The sequence below is a fragment of the Sphingomonas sp. LY54 genome (genome assembly GCF_035594035.1).
Taxonomy (GTDB): Bacteria; Pseudomonadota; Alphaproteobacteria; order Sphingomonadales; family Sphingomonadaceae; genus Allosphingosinicella.
The window spans coordinates 2,589,799-2,609,235 of the sequence record NZ_CP141588.1 but is presented as its reverse complement, the minus strand read 5'-3'; the positions used below and the strand labels follow the sequence as shown (position 1 = coordinate 2,609,235).

The window sequence follows — 19,437 nt, the reverse complement described above, 5'->3', positions numbered from 1 at the left end:
GACACATGCCGCCACAAATGACTGTCACGCGCACCACGTCGTTCTCCAACGATCAGAACGAAGTCGGCGTCTACGATCCCGGCGACGTCATCGCCATCCGGATCCTGTTGGCCAATAGCGGCGATGTTCCGCTCACCGGCGTGACGCTCGAGGACACGTCTTCGGGCATCACGATGGTGCCCGGCACGCTCAACATCTCGCCGCTGGCCAACAACGACAGCTTCACCGCGGTGGGCAACACCGTGCTGCGGGTCGGCACCGCCAATAATATCGGCAGCGGCCCTTCCTCGTTCGTCGCCGGCAACCTGCTCAGCAACGACGCCAGCTTCGCGGGCGACGCGATCTCGGCCTTCCAGATCATCCCGGTCAGCGGCGGCGCCAGCGCGGGCGGCGGCATTTTCAACATCTTCTCCGACGGCACGTTCAACTACGTCAACCAGGCCGGCGACATCGGCACTGACAGCTTCACCTACACGATCACCGACGCCGGCCTCGACGGCAACTATCTCACGGTCGCCGACAACCTCACCAGCACCGCGACGGTGACGATCACGCTCTCGGGCGAGGTCTGGTATGTCGACGCCGCCGCGGCGGCGGGCGGCACGGGCACCTCGGCCAATCCGTTCAACTCGATCGGCGCGCTCAACACCGCCAACAAGGACGGGATCGGCGACACGATCTACGTCAAGGGCAATGCGGCGGGTGAGATCATCCTCGAAGCCGACCAGCGGCTGATCGGCACCGGCGCGGATCTCGCCGTCAACGGCCACGCCATCGAGAACGCCGCCAGCAATGCGACGATCACGTCGAGCGCGACCAACGGCTTCGCCGTCACCGTCGGCGCGGGCAACACGATCGCCGGCCTGAACATCGTCGGCAACGGTACCAACACCGGCGGCATCAGCGATAACCAGGTGGGCAGCTTCGGCACGCTCAATCTCAACCCGGCGGCGCTCAATGGCGTCACCCCGGCCTACCAGTCGACGATCACCACCACCGGCGCAGCTCTCAATCTTTCGGACGGCGCGGTCGTCGGCAACGATTTCTCCAGCGTCACCTCTAGCGGCGGCGTCAACAACGTATCGCTGACCAACATCACCGGCACGCTCGCGCTCGGAAGCGGATCGATGACCAACGCCAGCGGCGATTCCTTCGCTGTCAGCGGCGGCGCGGTCTCGACCACCTATACGGGCGGGATCACCCATGCCGCCGCGACCGGAGGGCTCGTCAGCGCCGCGGGTGGCCACAGCGGCACGCTCACCTTCGGCACCGGCACGCTCAGCGCCACCAATGGCACCGGCCTGCAGTTCAACAACGCCGACGGCACCTACAATTTCAACGGGACCACGACCCTCGCCGGCGGCGACGCCGGGATCGACGTCGTGAACGGCTCCGGCGGCACCTTCAATTTCGCCAGCGGCACCGCGATCACCAGCCCGACCGGCCACGCCGTCAACATCGCCGACGGCACCGCCACCTTCACCTATGGCGGCACGATCACCAATGCGAACCCCGGCGCGACGGTGAACGTCCTCAACCATGCGACCGGATCGGTCACCTTCAACGGCGCGGTGACGGCGACCAGCGGCACCGGCCTGCAGTTCAGCAACGCCGACGGCACCTACGACTTCAACGGCCGTGTCTCCCTCAACGGCGGCGACGCCGGAGTCGACATCATCGCCGGCTCGGGCGGCACCTTCACGTTCGACCATGCGGACCCGGGCACGCCGAACCAGATCATTCACGCCAACGCCGGCGACGCTTTCGTCGTCGACGGAGTTCCGGGTACGCCGAGCAACGCGAACGTCACCTGGAACGGCAATATCACCGACAATAACGGCAATGCGGTCAACATCGACGAGCATGATGCCGGCACGATCACCTTCCAGGCCGGCACGATCACCTCGACCAGCGGCGGCGGCGGCATCGACATCACCAATAGCAACGGCGGCACCGTCAACTTCAACGGCGCCATCAACCTGAGCACGGGCGGCAACAATGCCGTCAACCTGACGAGCAACAACGGCTCGACGACCAACTTCGCCGCCGTCGGTAACGGGCTCGACATCGTCACCACCAGCGGTCGCGGCTTCAACGCCGACAATGCCGGCACGATCACGGTCACCGATGCGGGCAGCGGCAATACGATCAACGTCACCGCCGGCACGGACGCGGCCAACACGATTGCCTTCAACGCGATCAACGGCACGACGATCGGCTCGGCCGGCGTCACCTTCGACAGCATCGCGGCCAACGGCGGTGACAACGGCATCGTCCTCAACGGCACCGGCTCGGGCGGCTTCACCGTGCTGGGCGACGGCGTGGCGGGCGCGCGAGGCAGCAACGGCACCGGCGGCACCATCCAGAACATGACCGGCGACGGCATCTCGTTGACCAACGTCCAGAATGTCCGCCTCGCCAACGTGACGATCCAGAACAATTCCGGCGACGGCATTGGAGGATCGGGCGTCCACGGTTTCGTGCTCAACGAGATGACGATCTTCGACAATGGCACGAGCGAACTGCAGGACCATAGCGGCATCAACATTGCGGAGCTGACCGGCACCGCCTCGGGCGGCTCGCGGCCGACCTCGATCTCCAACTCGCTGATCACCAACAACTACGAGTTCGAGATCCAGATCACCAACAGCAGCGGCACGCTGGCCAACTTCCAGCTCCTCAACAACGATGTGACGAGCAACGGCGCGACAGGCCTGCACGGCAATCTGTTCAACTTCCTCGGCTTTGGCACCGCCGTGATGGGCACGACCGTCAGCGGCAATCTGTTCGACGGGAACCTCACAGCCGGCGCGCTCACCGGCACCGCAGTCCATGTCGACACCGCCGGCGGCACGATGCAGGCCGATGTCGGCAACAACGTCTTCAACGACAACAATTCCGGCGTGAACATGTCGACGGCGCTGGCCGCCAACCTCACCTTCAACGTCCACGACAACGACATCAACGTCATCCGCTCGACCGCGATCAACGTCTTCTCGAACGGCAATTTCACCGGCACGATCAACGGCACGCTCGACGACAACGACATCGGCGTCACCGGCCAGGCCCTTTCCGGCTCCCAACTCGGCCGCGGCATCCAGGTCTCGATGGAAGGCGGCGGCGTGGCGAACCTGCTGATCACCAACAACGACGTCCAGCAGACCAAATTCGAGGGCATCAGCGTCGTCGAGAACCTCACGCCCGGGACCGTCAACGCGACGATCACCAACAACCTGCTGCACGATATCCCGACCGACCGGGGGCTGATCGTCCAGACGACCGCCCCCGGCACGCTCAATACCTCGATCACGGGCAATGTGTTCACTAACATCGGCGGCCTAGTCGGCGATCCGAACGCAACCGCGATGCGCGTCAACGAGGGCGGCGGCGGCACCCTCAACGTCACGCAACTCGCGCCTGCTACTGTCGCTCCTAATTCAATCGATGAGGCCAACGGCCTCGCGCAGATCAAGGTCGCGGTCGGTGGCGTCCCGCAGTGGGGCCAGCCAGCGCCCACCCTGCCGTCGAACCCGTCGCTGCCGATGTTCGCGGCCGAGGCGCCGGTCGCGGCGACGCCGGACGAGACTGGCGGCGGGCTGCCGCCGATCGTCTCCGAGCCCGACGGCTTCGGCGGGGGCGGGACGCCCAGCGGCCAGCCCGCCAGCCCGCCGCCGCCCGTGGTCGTCGAACCGACCGCACCGGCCGGCCCGGTCGTGGTCGACGACGGCGTGCTCAGCCAGAGCGAGCTCAACCTGATCGTCGACGCGGCGATCCAGCGCTGGACGCTGGCCGGCGCCACCGACGCCCAGATCGCGGCGCTGCGCGCCGTCTCCGTCACCGTCCAGAATCTCGGCGGGCTCCAACTCGGCGAGAGCGGCCTCGGCGCGATCACGATCGACGACAATGCCGCCGGCTGGACCTGGTTCGTCGACGCCACCCCGGGCGACGACAGCGAATATGCCGGCAGCGGCACCCAGCTCCACGCCACCGACCGCCTCGGCGCGGCCGGCACCCGCATCGACCTGCTGACCGTGGTCACCCACGAGCTTGGTCACCAGATCGGGCTCGGCGACACCTATGCCGCGGGCGACCGCGACGCTTTGATGTACGGCACGGTCGGCGCCGGCGAGCGCCGCCTCGCCGGCTTCGCGGACGTCGCTTCGGCGAACGGCCATGCGGTGACCGGGGCGTTCGCGTTCGCGCCGATCAACCTCGGCACGCTCCAGCCGGGCCAGCAGGTAACCGTCGACTATCGCGCCACCGTCAACAACCCGGGCGAGGACCGGCTCGCCGGATATTGGAACGGCATGGCGATCGGCGATAGCGATGAAACGCTCGCGACCAACTCCAACCCCGAAGCCGCGGCGATCGACTCGCTGACGCTCGGCAACCTCGTCTTCAACGACGTCGACGGCAGCGGCGTCTTCGACGCGGGCGACACCGGCATCGTCGGGGTCACGCTGACGCTCTACGCCGACACCAACAATAACGGCGTCTACGATGCCGGCACCGATCTCTACATCGGCTTCAACAATCTCGGCGGCGGCGCCGGTTACGATCCGGGCATCGACACGCCCGCCGCGCCCGGCACGGGAACCGCCCTTACCACGGTGACCGGCGCCAACGGGCTGTACAGCTTCGCCGGCCTCGCGCCGGGCGACTATATCGTCGTCATCGGCGCTGCCAATTTCGGCGCCGGCCAGCCGCTCGAGGACATGACCGCTGTGCTCGGCGCCGCCGACCCCAACAACAATGTCGACAACGACAATAATGGGGAGAATGTCGCCGGCTACGCCGCCACCCGCTCGATCCGGCTCGATTACGGGCTCGAGACGAGTGCGGGCCCGACCGGACCGGCCAACGACACCAACGACACGCTCGACATCGGCTTCACCGCCGGCAATGCGCCGGCCGGCAACGACGAGACCCAGACGATCCTGGAAGACGGCCGCCACGATTTCGCGGCGAGCGAGTTCCACTTCTCCGACATCGACGGCGACACCTTCGCGTCGGTGGTGGTGACGACCCTGCCCGGCAACGGACTCCTGTTCCTCGACACCGACGGCGTCGGCGGCACCGCTCCGGTCGCGGTGACCGCGGGCCAGGAGATCCTCGTCCAGTATCTCGACGGCCGCTTCTATTACATTCCCGACGCCAATGAGAGCGGCGTGGGCCACGACACCTTCACGTTCCAGGTCCGCGACAACCGCGGCACCAACGACCTCGATCAGTCGCCCAACACGTTCACGTTCGACGTGACGGCGGTGAACGACGCGCCGGTGTTGGCCACCACCGGCGGCACCACCTACACCGAAGGCGGCGCGCCGCTACCGCTGGTGACGACGATCGATGTCACCGACGTCGACAATGCGAATTTCGCGGGCGGATCGATCAGCCTCGCCTTCACGTCCGGCCAGCAGACCGGCGACCAGATCATCCTCACTTTCTCGTCCACGCCCGGCACCGGAGTCGCGCTCAACGGCAGCACCGGCGAGATTTCGTATAACGGCACCGTGTTCGCACAGGTCACGGCCTATACCGCGAGCACGGTCTCGGCCTCGCTCGATGCCGACGCCACGCCGGAGGCGATTGAGGCGCTGATCTCTATCGCCTCGTTCACCAGCAACTCGAACTATCCGACCTCGACCGCGCGCGAGATCACGATCTCGCTCACCGACAGTACCGGTGCCGGCGCCCAGACCGGCTCCTTCACCCGCACGATCGCCGTCACGCCGCAGAACGATTCGCCGGTGCTGAGCACCGCCGCGACCGCCTCGGCGACCGAGCAGACCGCAGTCGCCATCCTCGCCGGCGTCACCGTCGCCGACCCGGACCTCGACGCGCGCAACGGCGGCAACGGCGATTATGCCGGGTCGACCTTTGCGATGAGCCGCAACGGGGGCCCCCACCTCGACGATTCGTTCAGCATGATCGCCGGGCCCAACTTCACGATCGACGGCAACGACCTCAAGACGACCGGCGGCCAGATCTTCGGCGAGATCACCGCCAATGGCGGCGGCGAGATCGAGATCAGCTTCACGAGCCTGGCCGCGATCGCGACCTCGGCGCTGGTCGACGAGGTGATCCAGTCGCTGCGCTACACCAACGACAGCGACACCCCGCCGGCATCGGTGCAGCTCGCCTATAGCTTCACCGACGGTTCGCCGGGCGGCGACCAGGGCGGCGGCGCCGCGAGCGATACCGACACCGAACTGGTCACCGTCAACATCACGGCGGTCAACGACGCGCCGTTCATCGACCTCGACTTCTTCACCATTCCGGACGTCGATACGACCGCTTCTTACACGGAGAACGATCCGCCGGTAATCATCGCGCCGAACGCAATCGTGTTCGACCGCGACCAGCCGACCAATTACGCCGGCTATACCGTAACCGCCGCCTTCACCGCCAACGGCACCCCGGCCGATCAGCTCACCATCAACCATGTCGGCAACGGCCCCGGCGAAGTCGGCGTGGCCGGCAACGACGTCTATTACGAAGGCACTCTGGTCGGCAGCTTCACCGGCGGCACCAATGGCACGGCGCTGGTCATCACCTTCAACAGCAGCGCCTGCGCCTGCGCGGTCGAGCTCACCACGGCCAATGTCAGCTATTCGAACAATTCCGACGCGCCCTCGACGCTGACCCGCACCGTGACCTTCACCGTGAATGACGGCGCCGCCACCGACCCTACCGGCAGCGCCGCCGCGACGATCACCGTTACCGCCGTGCCGGACGCGGCCGTCGCCAATGACGACACCGCCGCCACCGACGAAGCGACCAATGTCAGCGGCAACCTCGTCACCAACGACACCGATCCCGACGGCCCGGCGATCACGGTCACCCAGGTCAATGGCGTCGGCGCGTCGGTCGGCACCGAGATCACGCTGGCGTCGGGCGCCAAGCTGACCGTCAATTCCAACGGCAGCTACACTTACAAGCCCAACGGCGCGTTCAACAGCCTCACCGCCGCCGCTTCCGGCGCGGCCAACAACCAGGCGCTGGACAGCTTCACCTACACCGTCGCGGGCGGCGACACCGCCACGATGGTCGTGACCGTCAACGGGCTGGAATCGGCCGACGACATCTATATGGGCGACGGCAGCAACAACGTCATCACCGGCACTGCCGGACCGAACTTCTTCCGGCTCGATCAGGGCGGCGACGATCAGGCGATCGGCCTCGGCGCGAACGACGTCTTCCTGTTCGGCGCGACCCTGACCAATGCCGACAAGGTCGACGGCGACGGCGGCACCGACCAGCTCGCCATTCAGGGCGATTATGCCGGGCTCAACGCGTTGACGCTGGGCACGGGCGTGCTTTCGATTGAATCGCTTGCCATCCTGCCGGGCTCGGACACCCGCTTCGGGGCGACGGGCACCGATCTGTTCAGCTATGACATCACCACCGTGGACGAGAATGTCGCGGCCGGCGTGCGCTTGGTCGTCGACGCGAACCGCCTGCAGGCGGGCGAGAACCTGACCTTCGATGGCTCGGCCGAGACCGATGGCAGCTTCTTCATCTACGGCGGCGGCGGCGTCGACGACCTTACCGGCGGTGCGCAGAACGACGTGTTCCTGTTTGGCGATGTCGGCCAATGGGGCGCCAGCGATCTCGTCAACGGCGGCCCGGGCGGCATCGACCAACTGGCGTTCCGCGGCGATTACACGATCACCTTCGGCGCAGCGCAGATTGTCAGCATAAGGAGCATCGGCTTCGTGTCGGCGCTCGATACGCGGTTCGGGGCCTTGGGAGAGAATTTCGACTACAATCTCACTATGCATGACGGCAATCTCGCCGCCGGCGTGCAGATGACGGTCGACGGCGGCGCGCTACGGGCGACCGAAACCGTTACGTTCAACGGCAGTGCCGAGACCAATGGGACATTCCGCGTCTTCGGCGGCGCGGGCAGCGACACCCTCATCGGCGGCCAAGGCGCGGACATCCTCGTCGGCCGAGGCGGCTCCGACAGTCTTACCGGCGGTGTGGGCCCCGACACGTTCCGCTACAGCACAGTCAGCGAGTCCGCCGCCGCGACGCCGGACACGATTACCGATTTCCAGCACCTCATCGACAAGATCGATCTGGCCGGGATCGACGCCAACACTTTGTTTGGCGGCAACCAGGCCTTTCACTCGATCGGCAGTGCGGCCTTCACCGGCGGTGGCGGGACCGGGGCCGGCGAGCTTCGCCTGCTCGACATAGGCGGCGGCAACTGGACGGTGGAAGGCGATGTGAACGGCGACGGTACGGCCGATCTCGTCATTCAGGTGACGCTGTTCGGCGGCGGCACGCTCGAGCCGGTCGACTTCATCCTCTGAGCGTCACACGATGCTCCAAGCATAGGCAAGGCGCCCAATCCCGGCGGGATTGGGCGCCGAAACCGCGCATGCCCAAAATGTCAGGAGAAGTTGACGCCCAAGTCTGAGACGAATGCGCCGCCTTGCTCCGCGTCGTTCGCGTTAAGTCGGGCGACGGCCGGGGCGGTCCAGGCGGCCTTTGGCGGAGTGTCGACTTGTCGCTCGATCAGATTCCGCTCGCTCCGGTCCGCCATGACTGTCTTCCCCGCTGATATCGACTGAAGCAGCTTTGCTGACATCGTTGCGGCAAGTCAACGGCAGCGGTGCGGACATTTGCCCGATCGTTCCAAAAGCTTGCGATGAGCGCGACGCAGGGCCTCAATCCTCGCGCAATGCGGTCTGGCCGAGCTTGGTGATCGGGCTCAATATGTAGCTCATCACGGTGCGCTTGTCGCCCAGCAGCGAGACGTCGGCGACCATGCCGGCGCCGATCTCGAGCGCGCGGCCGCCCTTGTCGAGCAGCTTGTCGTCGGTGCCGACGCGGACCGTGTAGAAGGACAGGCCGGTGCGCTCGTCCAAAGTCGCGTCGGGCGAGATCGCCACGACCTTCCCGTCGAGCGCGCCGTAGACCGAGCTGTCATAGGCCGAGATGTTGATCTTGGCATCCTGCCCCATCCGAACCCAGGCGATGTCGGCGGGCGTGATCTGGACTTCGACCAGCAAGGTGTCGCCGCTCGGCACGATCTCGACCAGGGGACTGCCCGGCCCGACCGTGCCGCCGACCGTGGTCACCAGCACGCGGTTGACCCGGCCGTCGAGCGGCGAGCGCACGACGGTGCGCGCCACCCGCGCCGACAGCGCAGGCAGCGAGCGCCGCAGCGCCACCATCTCGGACTGCGCCTGGGCGAGTTCCTGGCCGGCGCGCGAACGCCAGTCCTGGCGCTGCTGGGCGAGCGTCGAGCGCGCTTCGGCCACCGCCGACTGGGCACGCGCGATCGCGGCCGAGGCGGCGGCGACGTCGCTGGCGGCGATCGCCGCGGCATTTTCGGCCTGGACGAGGCTGAGGCGCGGCTCGATGCCGCGGTCGACCAGCGGGCGAATGAGGTTGAGCTCGGTCCGCGCCGCGTTCAGCGCCGACTGGCGGCTGTTATGGGCGGCCTGCGCCTCGGCGACAGCACGCTCGGCCTGGACGATGCGCGAGTTGGCGGCCGACAGCAGGCTCGAAAGGTCGGCCATGCGCGAGCCGTGCAGCGCGCGCTCGATCGCGACCTGCTCGGCGAGGCTCGCGCCGCCGCTGGTCGGGAACGCCGGCGAGCGGCCCGCGACTTCGGCCTCGAGCCGGGCGATCTTGGCGCGGAGCGCGTCGAACTGGGCCTGGTTGGCGCCATATTCGGATCCGGTTTGGGTCTGGTCGAGCCGCACCAGGGCAACGCCGCGCTTCACGATGTCGCCGGTCTTGACCAGGATCGCCTCGACGATGCCGCCCTCGAGATTGGATACCACCTGCAGCTGCGAGCTCGGAATCACCCGGCCCTGGCCGCGCACCGTGCGGTCGAGCTCGGTAAGCGAGGCCCACAGGATGAAGATCAGGACGAAGCCGATGATCGCCCACAGCAGGATGTTGGACGCGGTCGCCGGGCGTACCCGCGTGACATAATCCTCGAAGCCCGTTTCCTTGTTCATATCGCGGCCACCTTGGGTCGGTTGAGCGCGGCCAATACCTTGTCGCGCGGGCCATCGGCGACGACCTTGCCGCGATCGATGATGAGGACGCGGGTGACGAGCCGCAGGAACGGCGTGCGGTGGGTGATCACCAGGAAGGTGCGGCCGACCAGCTCCTTATCGAGCCGGTCGAGCAGGCCGCTCTCGGTCTGCGTGTCCATCGCGCTCGACGGCTCGTCGAAGATCAGGACGTGCGGGCTGCCGGCAAGCGCGCGGGCGATCGCGATCGACTGGCGCTGGCCGCCGGACAGGCCTTCGCCGCGGTCGGCGAGCTTGCGGTCATAGCCGTTGGCGATCTGGCCGATGAACTGGTGGGTGCCGGAAAGCTCGGCGGCGCGCACCATCTCCTCGTCGCCGATGCCGGCGCGGCCGAGCACGATATTCTCGCGCACCGAACCGGAGATGAGCAGGCTTTCCTGCATCGAACTGGAAATCTTGCGGCGAAGATCGATCGGGTCGAGCTGGCGGATGTCGGTACCGTCGAGCAGGATCACGCCTTCTTCCGGCTCGTAGAGCCCGAGCAAAAGCTTGGCGATCGTCGACTTGCCCGAGCCGACGCGGCCAAGCAAAGCGACATGCTCGCCGGGCTGGATCGTGAAGCTCACGCCCTCCAGCGTCTTTTCCGGCGCGCCGGGATAGCGGAAGTGGACGTTGCGGAACTCGATCCGGCCCTCGGCTCGGCTCAGCACCAGCGGCTCGCCCTCCGGACCCTCCGGCGGCGTGGACATCAAAGCGTCAAGCTGGCGATAGGCGGTCCGGGTCGCATTGACCCGCGACAGCAGGCCGGCGATCTGGCCGAGCGGGGCGACCGCGCGGCCGGCGAGGATCGAGCAGGCGATCAGGCCGCCCATCGTCAGCGACTGGTTGGCAATCAACCCGACGCCGATGATCACCACCCCGGCATAGGAAATGGTCTGGGCCGAGCCTGCCATCGTGATGCCGAGATTGGCGACGAGGCGCTGGCGCAGGCCGGTATCGGCATGCTGCTCGAGCGCGCTGTGCCAGCGGTCGGTCATGATCGGCGCGGCGCCCGCGGTCTTGATCGTTTCCAGCCCGCCGATCGTCTCGACCAGCACCGTCTGTTTCAAGAGCCCCTCGCCCATCATCCGGGCGGACAGCCGCGCCATCGCCGGCTCGGTGAGATAGCCGATGAGGATCACGATCGGGATCATGGCCAGCGGCACGAACACGACCGGCCCGCCGATGATGGCGATGACCGCAAGGGTGAGCAGGATGAAGGGCACGTCGACGATCGCGGTCAAAGTCGCCGAGGCGAAGAAGTCGCGCAGCGTCTCGAGCTCGCGGACGACGCCGGCCAGCGCGCCGGTCGATCCCTTCTTCTGATCGAGCCGGATCGCGAGCAATTGCTTGAACACGCTCGCGCCGATCTCCCGGTCGATGCGCGCGCCGGCGACGTCGACGAAATAGGCGCGCAAAGTCTTCAGCGCGAAATCGAAGATGACGACGATGGCGAGGCCGATCGACAATGCGATCAGCGACGAGGTGGCGTTGTTGGGCAGCACCTTGTCGTAGACCACCATCGTGAAGATCGAGGTCAGCAGCGCGAAGATGTTGATCAGGACCGCCGCCATCGCGACCTTCATGTAGATCGAGCGGCTGCGCCGCATCGGCTCGATCAGCCATGGCGCGAAACGCTCCCGGGGAACCTCGACCATTCTCTCGTCGCTCATTGGTCCTCCAGCGCGGGCGGTTCGATGCTCAGCGTCGGCAACAGGCGGCCGGTCCGCGACAGCAATACGTAACGGGCGGCGTCGAGCTCGGTGATCGCCCGGATATAGGATGCGGCCACGCCGAAATAGCCGCTTTCGGATTCGAGCAGGTCGAACAAGGTACCGCGCGCGACGCGGAAGCGCTCGGCCAGCACGTCGCGCGACTGGCGGCTGGCGATGTAGCTGTTCTCGAGCGCGGCGAGCTGGGCCTCCAGCGCCTGCACGTCGGACCAGGCGATCGCCGCCTCGCGCTCGGCCTCGCTGCGGATGCGGGCGGCACGGGCGTCCGCCGCCAGCGACCGCGCCTCGGCCTGGTCGGCGCGGGCGTCGCCGGGCCCCAGCAGGCGGTAGCGCAGGATCGCGCGGCCGCGCACGTCATAGTCGCTGCCGCTGAGGCCGTATTTGCCGGCATCGACGCCGACGCCGAGGCTCGGCCAGGTCGCCGCCCGCTCCGCCTTGGCGTCGCGCTGGGCCGCGCGGGCCTGCGCGTCGGCGCTCTCCACCTCGGGGCGGGAGCGGGCCATGAACTGCGCGGCATCCTTGGTGGTGGTCGGCACCTCCATCGTCGGCGCGCGGCCGAGGCCCGGCGGCGGCGCGACTCCGAACGTCTCTTCGAACCGCGCCTCGGCATTGGCGAGCTGGCGGCGGAAGCGGGCGAGATCGGCCTCGGACGAGGCAATGTAGCTTTCGACGCGCGGCAGATCGCCCGGCGCGGACACGCCCTGCGAGATGCGGGTCTGGATCGCCGAGCGCAATTCCTGCTGGTTCTCGGCGAAGGCCTCGGCGAGCGTGACCAGCGCGCGATAGGCGAAGACGTCGTACCAGGCGGCGATGGCGTTTAGCGCCACCCGGTCGGCCTGCGCCTCGGCATCGAGGCTCGCCGCGCGCAGCCGCGCGCCGGCGGCGGCGATGCGGTTGGCGGTCGCGCCGAAATCCAGGATGGTCTGCTGGGCGCTGGCGAGCAGGTCGGTGCGGGCGGCGGAGCGCGAACGCTCGACGATATTGTCGGGGTCGTTGTCGAACTCGCGCGCGAACGAGCGCTGCGAATTGACGCTGAGATCGATCACCGGGAACAAGGCCGAGCGCGCCTCCGCCCGCGCCGCCCGCGCCTCGGCGATGCCGGCGATCGTCTCGTCGACGCCCGGGCTGCGGTCCACCGCCTGCTGGACGAGCGCGGTGAATTCCGCGGTCGACACCGTCGTGCGGCTGAGCGCGATCACCGGATCGTCCGCGCGCTGGATGGCGAGCGGGTCCCGGGTCGGAAGCGGCAATTCCTTCACGGATGGCGCGGCCTGGGCGAGCAAAGCTGCCACCGCGACGAGCGAAACGGCCATGGTCAAGAGCAGGGTCCCCTCTGGGGCGCCCACAACCGCCCCAACGGTCGCGACCATGAAGCGATAAGTAGCGGGAGCCAAGCGAAAATTGCGGGTTCACGCAGCTTCGTCCGGGTCCGCTCAGACGTCCCAGCGCAGCATGTAGCGCTCAGGCACGCCGCCGCGAAATTCGATCGGCGCATCGGCGCGGAGATTGTTCCGGAGCAGCACCTGGCGGACGATCTCCGGGACCATCGCCGTCGCGACATGCCGCCCCAGACATTCGTGATGGCCGTAGCCGAAGGTGAAGGTCTCCTCGGCGCTGCGGCGCGGATCGAACGTCTCAGGGTCGGCGTAAGCCGCTTCGTCGAACATCGCGCTGTGCGTGCAGGCCACAACCGTCGTGCCGGGCGCCACGCTGCGCGCGTGCGGCGTGCCGCCGGCGAACTGGGTGGCGCGGTGGCAGGTGCGGAAGAAATAGGGAAAGGCCGGATTGAAGCGCAAAGCCTCGAACACATAGCCGTCGAACTCGGCCGGATCGCTCGCCGCCGCGGCGCGCTGCGCCCGCGCCAGCACGTCGGGCCGGCCGAGCAATTCGGCCAGCGCGTTGTTGACCGCGTGGGAGGTCGTCTCGACGGCGCCGATCAGCAGCCCGCCGGCATTGAACAGTACCTTGCGAAGCGGGAACTGGATGCCCTCGCTGGACGACAGCCGCAGCAGGCGGGCGACGCTGTCGTCGATATCCTTGCCGAGCTTCACCTGCACCGAGCGGCGCAGCACGAGCCGGCCGACGTAGAAAGCGAGCATGATGTTCGCCCGCTTGCGCTCGGCGACGATGTGCTCCGCATCATCGACGACGTCGGCGTCGAACGGCTGGTTGTGGAACGCGTCCTGCTGGTTCCAGTAGGACCAGGCCTGGAGCTTGGCCGGATCGCTGCGGGTGAAGCCGAAGAAATCCTGGACGAGCGCGATCGGCACCGCCCGGGTCAGCGCCTGCGGCGCATCGATTCGGCCGTGCGACTTGTCGAGGACCTCCCGCGTCTTCTCGCCCACGAAGGCCCGCATCGCCGGGATCCGCTCGACGTCGAGGATCGCCTTCATCACCGATTTGTCGCGCCAGTGATCGGCGCTGTCGTCCTGCGCCATGAAATAATCGCCCTGCTTGGGCTTGTAGAGATCGACGCCGAAATCGCGCCAGCGGGCGAGCATTTGAGTGCAGTCGTGATGGCGGGTGAGAAAGGTGAGCTCGGGCAGTTCGAGCACCGGCCGCTCGGCGCGCAATTCGGCGAAGAAGGGCTGGCGCTCCTGCATCATCAGGCGCCGCACCAGCGGCCAGCGTTCGGCCGCCGGCGCCGCATCGATCCGGTCGAGATACTGGCCCATGGTCCGCTCCCGATGACGCGCGCACCATAAGCCAGGCGGCTCCGGATTGCGCCTCCCATCGTCTCCAATTCGGCGGCGATCGGACGGCAATTTGGCCATGGCCCACAACGGGGGTTGACGAACCCGGCCCATCCGCTGATCTTAAGGGGGATGACGAACCGCACCTCCTTGACGGACATGCAGGCCGCCCTTCCGGGCGTTGCCGCGGTGCGCGCGTCTTCCTCGCAGGCCTGGCTTTGGTGGCGGAACATGAATCCCGCGGCGGCCGTCTTGCGTCTTTGGTGAACCGGACCCTCTAGGTCCAGTCGACCCCAGAACAAGCCCGCCTTCCGGCGGGCTTTTTTTTCGCGCGCTCCCCAAGGAAATCCCGACATGTACATGAACGCCAGCATGGCCCCGGCCGCCGCCACCGCCTTCCCCGACGCCCACGAAGACGCCCTCTCCCGGCTCTATGCCGGCCATTCGCTCGGCGAGGCCGAGGCGCATAGCCTGTTCGAGGCTTTGGTCGACGGCCGGCTCGACGACCCCACCATGGCGGCGATGCTGATCGCGCTCCGCCTCAAAGGCGAGACCGCTCCCGAGCTGACCGGCGCCGCCCGCGCGCTCCGCGCCGCCGACGCGCCCTTCCCCCGTCCCGATTATCTGTTCGCCGACACCTGCGGCACCGGCGGCGACGGATCGGGATCGATCAACGTCTCGACCGCGGCCGCCTTCGTCGCCGCCGCCTGCGGGCTCCCGGTCGCCAAGCACGGCAACCGCTCGATCACCTCGCGCTGCGGATCGGCCGACGTGCTCGAGCAGTTGGGCGCCCGGCTGGATATCCCGGCCGAGACCGCGCGCCGGGCGCTCGACGAGACCGGGATCTGCTTCCTGCTCGCGCCGCTCTACCATCCGGGCCTGAAGCATGCCGGTCCGGTGCGGCGCGCGCTCAAGGTGCGGACGATCATGAACATCCTCGGCCCGTGCGTGAACCCGGCCGAGCCCCAGGTGCAATTGCTCGGCGTCGCCGATCCGCGGATGATCGCGCCGGTCGCCGAGACGCTCGCCGCCCTGGGCGTCGGGCGCGCTTTGGTCGTGCACGGCGCGGGCCTCGACGAGATTGCGCTGCACGGCGAAAGCGAGGCGATCCTGCTCGCCGAGGGCGAGATGCGCTCGCTGCGGCTGAGCCCCGAACAGGCCGGGCTCCAGCGCCGGCCGCTCGCCACCATCAAGGGCGCCGGCCCGGAAGAGAATGCCGCGCGGCTCTCGGCCCTGCTCAAGGGCGAAGGCGCGGCCGCGGAGACCGAAGTGGTCGCGCTCAATGCCGGCGCGCTGCTGATGACCGCCGGGCTCGCCCCCGACCTGCACGACGGCGTCGCCCTGGCGCTGGACGCGATCCGCTCCGGCACCCCCTCCCGCCACCTGAAGATGTTCGTGGAAGCCACCAATGACTGACAATGTTCTGGGCGCGATCGTCGCCCGCAAGCGTATCGACGTGGCGGAGCGGCTCGCCGGCATCAGCCTGGAGGATCTGCGCGCCCGCGCCGAGCCGACCTATCGCAGCCTCAAGGCCGCGCTCGCCCGGCCCGGCGCGCGCTTCATCATGGAGGTAAAGCGCGTCTCCCCGTCCGAAGGGGCCTTGCGCACCGAGGCCGATCCGGCAGCGTTCGCGCGCGCCTATCGCAGCGCCGCCGACGCGATCAGCGTGCTGATCGACGGCCCCTTTTTCGGCGGCTCCTATGCCGATCTCGAAAAGGTGCGGGCGGAATTTCCCGGCCCGATCCTCGCCAAGGATTTCGTGGTCGACGTCCGCCAGGTCGCCGAGGCGCGCATCCACGGCGCCGACGCCGTGCTGGTCATGCTCTCCGTGCTGGACGATTCCGAGGCGGCTGTGGTGATCGGGGAGGCGCGCAGGCTGGGCATGGACGCCTTGGTCGAGGCGCATGACGCGGACGAGGTGCGGCGCGCCGTCGCGCTCGGCGCGGAGATCGTCGGCATCAACAATCGCGACCTCAAGACGCTGACGGTCGATCTCGCCGTGACCGAGCGGCTGGCCGGGCTGGTGCCGGCGGACCGGCTCGTGGTGGCGGAATCGGGCATAAGCGGCCGCGCCGACGTCGCGCGCCTCAGCCGCCATGCCGACGCCTTCCTGGTTGGTTCCTCGCTGATGAAAGCCGAGGATCCGGCCCAGGCGGCGCGCGCGCTCGCCTTCGGCCGGGTCAAGGTCTGCGGCCTCACCGACCAACGCGACCTCGAACTGGCCGCCGAATTCGGCGCCGCCTATGCCGGGCTGATCATGGTGCCCGATACGCCGCGCGCGCTGGCGCCGGACCGTGCCCAGGCGCTCGCGGATGCGGCCGCGCAGCATGGCCTGCCGGCGGTGGGCGTCTTTCGCGACGAGGAAATCGAGACCGTCGCCCGGCGCGCCCGCGACCTGCGCCTGGAAGCGGTGCAACTCCATGGCCGCGAGGATTCCGATTATATCGCGGCGCTGCGGTCGCTGCTGCCCGCGCGCTGCGAGATTTGGGCGGCAAGCGCCGTCGGCACGGACGTGGCCGAACCGCAACCGGGCGCGGACCGGACCCTGTTCGACACGGCGGTCGACGGTCGCTCCGGCGGCACCGGCCGTTCGTTCGACTGGTCGCGCGTCGCCCACCGGCCCGACCTCGCTCACGCGGTCCTGGCCGGCGGCCTCAACCCGGACAATGTCCAGGCCGCGTCGCAGGTCGGTGCGTTCGCGCTCGACGTCGGCTCCGGCGTCGAAAGCGCGCCAGGCCGCAAGGATGCCGGCAAATTGCTCGCGTTCTTCGAAGCGCTGCGCATGCCCGTGCGGGGAGACGCGTCATGCTGATGTCCGGCCGGTTCGGCGACTTCGGCGGCGCCTATGTGCCCGAAATATTGATGCCCGCGCTGGAGGAGCTGGAAGCGGCCTTCCTAGCCGCGCAGAAGGACCCGGTCTTCCTCGCGGAGCTCGACGAGCTGCTCGTCAAATATGCCGGGCGGCCGACCCCGCTCACCCGCTGCCGCAATCTCGGCTCGGACAAGGCGCGGCTGTATCTGAAGCGCGAGGACCTGCTCCACGGCGGCGCTCACAAGACCAACCAGGTGCTCGGCCAGGCCCTCCTCGCCAAGAAGATGGGCAAGCGCCGCATCATCGCCGAGACCGGCGCCGGCCAGCATGGCGTCGCCACCGCGCTCGCCGGCGCCTTGTTCGGGCTCGAAACGCGCATCTACATGGGCGCGCACGACGCCGAGCGGCAGAAGCTCAACGTCTTCCGCATGCGGCTGATGGGCGCCGAAGTGATCCCGGTCGAGAGCGGCGGCCGCGGCCTCAAGGACGCGGTCAACGAGGCGCTGCGCGACTGGACGGCGAGCTTCCACGACACCCATTATCTGCTCGGCACAGTCGCCGGCCCCCATCCCTTCCCGCTGATGGTGCGCGATTTCCAGCGCGTCATCGGCCAGGAGGCGCGCGCCCAGATTATCGACGAGGAAGGCCGCCTGCCGGACGCCGTGATCGCCTGCGTCGGCGGCGGATCGAACGCGATGGGCATGTTCGCCGATTTCGTCGACGACGCGGAGGTCCGCCTGATCGGGGTCGAGGCCGCCGGCAAGGGCCTCGACGGCGCCGAACATGGCGCCACCTTGCTGCGCGGCCGGCCCGGCGTGCTGCACGGCGCGGAGACCTATGTTCTGCAGGACGAAGACGGCCAGATCAGCGACAGCTGGTCGGTCTCGGCCGGGCTCGATTATCCGGCGGTGGGACCGGAGCACGCTTACCTCAAGGACAGCGGCCGCGCCGAATATGTCGGCGCGACCGACCGCGAGGCGCTCGACGCCTTCGCTTTGCTGGCGCGCTCGGAGGGGATCGTCTGCGCGTTCGAATCCGCCCACGCGCTGGCGCACGCTTTGAAGATGGTCGAGGCCGCGAAAGAGGAGACGGTGCTGGTCGTCAATCTCTCCGGCCGCGGCGACAAGGATATGGAACAGGCCCAGCGCCTGCTGGGGTTCGAGGCATGACCGATCGCTACGCCATGATGTTCGATCGCCTGCGCGGCGCCGGCGAAGGCGCGTTCGGCGCGTTCGTGATTCTCGGCGATCCGGGCATCGACGCGACCGGCACGATCCTCGACGCTCTGGTCGAGGGCGGCGCCGACATGATCGAGGTCGGCATCCCCTTCTCCGATCCGGTCGCCGACGGGCCGACCATCCAGGCCGCTGCCGAGCGCGCACTGGCACAGGGCGTCACGACCGCCGATTGCTTCGCAATGCTGAAGGCCTTCCGCAGCCGGCATCCGCACGTGCCGGTCGGCGTGCTGACCTATGCCAATCTGGTGCTGGCCCGCGGCCGCGACGCTTTCTACAGGGCCGCGGCCGAAGCCGGCGTCGACAGCGTGCTGGTCGCCGACGTGCCCGCTTTCGAGGCGGCGCCTTTCGTCCAGTCGGCGCGCGACCATGCGATCGCGCCGGTGCTGATCGCGGCCACCAACACGCCCGAAGCGACGCTGCAACGCATCGCCCTATTGGGCCAGGGCTACACTTATTGCGTGGCGCGCGCCGGGGTGACCGGCGCCGAGACCGAGATGCGGCTCGACCATGAAGGCCTGCTCGCGGCGCTGGAGCGCGAAGGCGCGCCGCCGCCGGTGCTCGGCTTCGGCATTTCCACGCCGGACCATGTGCGGGCCGCCCTCGCGGCCGGAGCGGCGGGCGTGATTTCGGGATCGGCGATCGTGCGGCTGATCGAGCGCGACGGCGCCGAAGCCGGGCCGGCGATCAAGGCGTTCGTGTCGGAGATGCGCGGCGCGTGCGCAATAAAAGGCCTCGCCGTGGAATAAAGGGAGAAGCACACGGCGAGGCCTAGTGACCCTTGTGCCCCCACCCAGGAGTCCCGCCCCTTATAAACCTTAAGCTCCGCCGCCGACACGGTATTTCCGCTATAGTAGGACATCTGTGCGAGATCGGGACGCTTCGCGCGCATGATGTGACCGCCGCCGTGTCCGGCATAAAAAA

The 19,437-nt window shown here is 68.1% G+C and carries 9 protein-coding genes; 5 read left to right on the top strand and 4 right to left on the bottom strand.

The window, feature by feature from the left end:
* The first annotated feature begins 17 nt into the window (after nucleotides 1–17).
* Complete coding sequence (locus tag SH591_RS12925; protein ID WP_324749472.1) at nucleotides 18–8,321, top strand: beta strand repeat-containing protein; 8,304 nt, start codon at nucleotides 18–20, stop codon at nucleotides 8,319–8,321.
* Nucleotides 8,322–8,678: 357 nt separating this feature from the next.
* On the opposite strand, the gene SH591_RS12920 is transcribed toward SH591_RS12925, so the two are convergent.
* The 4 genes from SH591_RS12920 to SH591_RS12905 form a co-directional block, all read right to left on the bottom strand.
* Complete coding sequence (locus SH591_RS12920) at nucleotides 8,679–9,983, bottom strand: HlyD family type I secretion periplasmic adaptor subunit (RefSeq protein ID WP_324749471.1); 1,305 nt, start codon at nucleotides 9,981–9,983, stop codon at nucleotides 8,679–8,681.
* Nucleotides 9,980–11,713: a type I secretion system permease/ATPase gene (locus tag SH591_RS12915; protein ID WP_324749470.1), complete on the bottom strand. Its 1,734-nt coding sequence runs from the start codon at nucleotides 11,711–11,713 to the stop codon at nucleotides 9,980–9,982. Before SH591_RS12915 ends, SH591_RS12920 begins: the two co-directional genes overlap by 4 nt.
* Nucleotides 11,710–13,086, bottom strand: a complete 1,377-nt coding sequence (locus SH591_RS12910) for a TolC family protein (RefSeq protein ID WP_324751381.1) — start codon at nucleotides 13,084–13,086, stop codon at nucleotides 11,710–11,712. The genes SH591_RS12915 and SH591_RS12910 overlap by 4 nt, the downstream gene beginning before the upstream one ends.
* A 120-nt stretch (nucleotides 13,087–13,206) precedes the next feature.
* The gene (locus SH591_RS12905) at nucleotides 13,207–14,448 is read right to left on the bottom strand and encodes a cytochrome P450 (protein ID WP_324749469.1); all 1,242 of its coding nucleotides are present in this window, start codon (nucleotides 14,446–14,448) and stop codon (nucleotides 13,207–13,209) included.
* Between the two features lie 372 nt (nucleotides 14,449–14,820).
* On the opposite strand from SH591_RS12905, the gene trpD reads away from it, so the two are divergent.
* From trpD to trpA, 4 genes are read left to right on the top strand one after another with little or no spacing between them, the layout of a single operon-like run.
* Entirely contained in the window at nucleotides 14,821–15,882 is a 1,062-nt protein-coding gene (gene trpD, locus SH591_RS12900) for an anthranilate phosphoribosyltransferase (RefSeq protein WP_324749468.1), read from the top strand.
* Complete coding sequence (gene trpCF / locus SH591_RS12895) at nucleotides 15,875–17,278, top strand: bifunctional indole-3-glycerol-phosphate synthase TrpC/phosphoribosylanthranilate isomerase TrpF (protein ID WP_324749467.1); 1,404 nt, start codon at nucleotides 15,875–15,877, stop codon at nucleotides 17,276–17,278. The genes trpD and trpCF overlap by 8 nt, the downstream gene beginning before the upstream one ends.
* Complete coding sequence (trpB, locus tag SH591_RS12890; protein ID WP_324749466.1) at nucleotides 17,272–18,447, top strand: tryptophan synthase subunit beta; 1,176 nt, start codon at nucleotides 17,272–17,274, stop codon at nucleotides 18,445–18,447. The genes trpCF and trpB overlap by 7 nt, the downstream gene beginning before the upstream one ends.
* Nucleotides 18,444–19,262, top strand: a complete 819-nt coding sequence (gene trpA / locus SH591_RS12885; protein WP_324749465.1) for a tryptophan synthase subunit alpha — start codon at nucleotides 18,444–18,446, stop codon at nucleotides 19,260–19,262. Before trpB ends, trpA begins: the two co-directional genes overlap by 4 nt.
* Nucleotides 19,263–19,437 lie beyond the last annotated feature (175 nt).

Bases quoted from the DNA above. Each gene is read 5' to 3' on its own strand.
- SH591_RS12925 (WP_324749472.1), top strand. From the start codon at position 18: ATGACTGTCACGCGCACCACGTCGTTCTCCAACGATCAGAACGAAGTC.
- SH591_RS12920 (WP_324749471.1), bottom strand. From the start codon at position 9,983: ATGAACAAGGAAACGGGCTTCGAGGATTATGTCACGCGGGTACGCCCG.
- SH591_RS12915 (WP_324749470.1), bottom strand. From the start codon at position 11,713: ATGAGCGACGAGAGAATGGTCGAGGTTCCCCGGGAGCGTTTCGCGCCA.
- SH591_RS12910 (WP_324751381.1), bottom strand. From the start codon at position 13,086: ATGGCCGTTTCGCTCGTCGCGGTGGCAGCTTTGCTCGCCCAGGCCGCG.
- SH591_RS12905 (WP_324749469.1), bottom strand. From the start codon at position 14,448: ATGGGCCAGTATCTCGACCGGATCGATGCGGCGCCGGCGGCCGAACGC.
- trpD (WP_324749468.1), top strand. From the start codon at position 14,821: ATGTACATGAACGCCAGCATGGCCCCGGCCGCCGCCACCGCCTTCCCC.
- trpCF (WP_324749467.1), top strand. From the start codon at position 15,875: ATGACTGACAATGTTCTGGGCGCGATCGTCGCCCGCAAGCGTATCGAC.
- trpB (WP_324749466.1), top strand. From the start codon at position 17,272: ATGCTGATGTCCGGCCGGTTCGGCGACTTCGGCGGCGCCTATGTGCCC.
- trpA (WP_324749465.1), top strand. From the start codon at position 18,444: ATGACCGATCGCTACGCCATGATGTTCGATCGCCTGCGCGGCGCCGGC.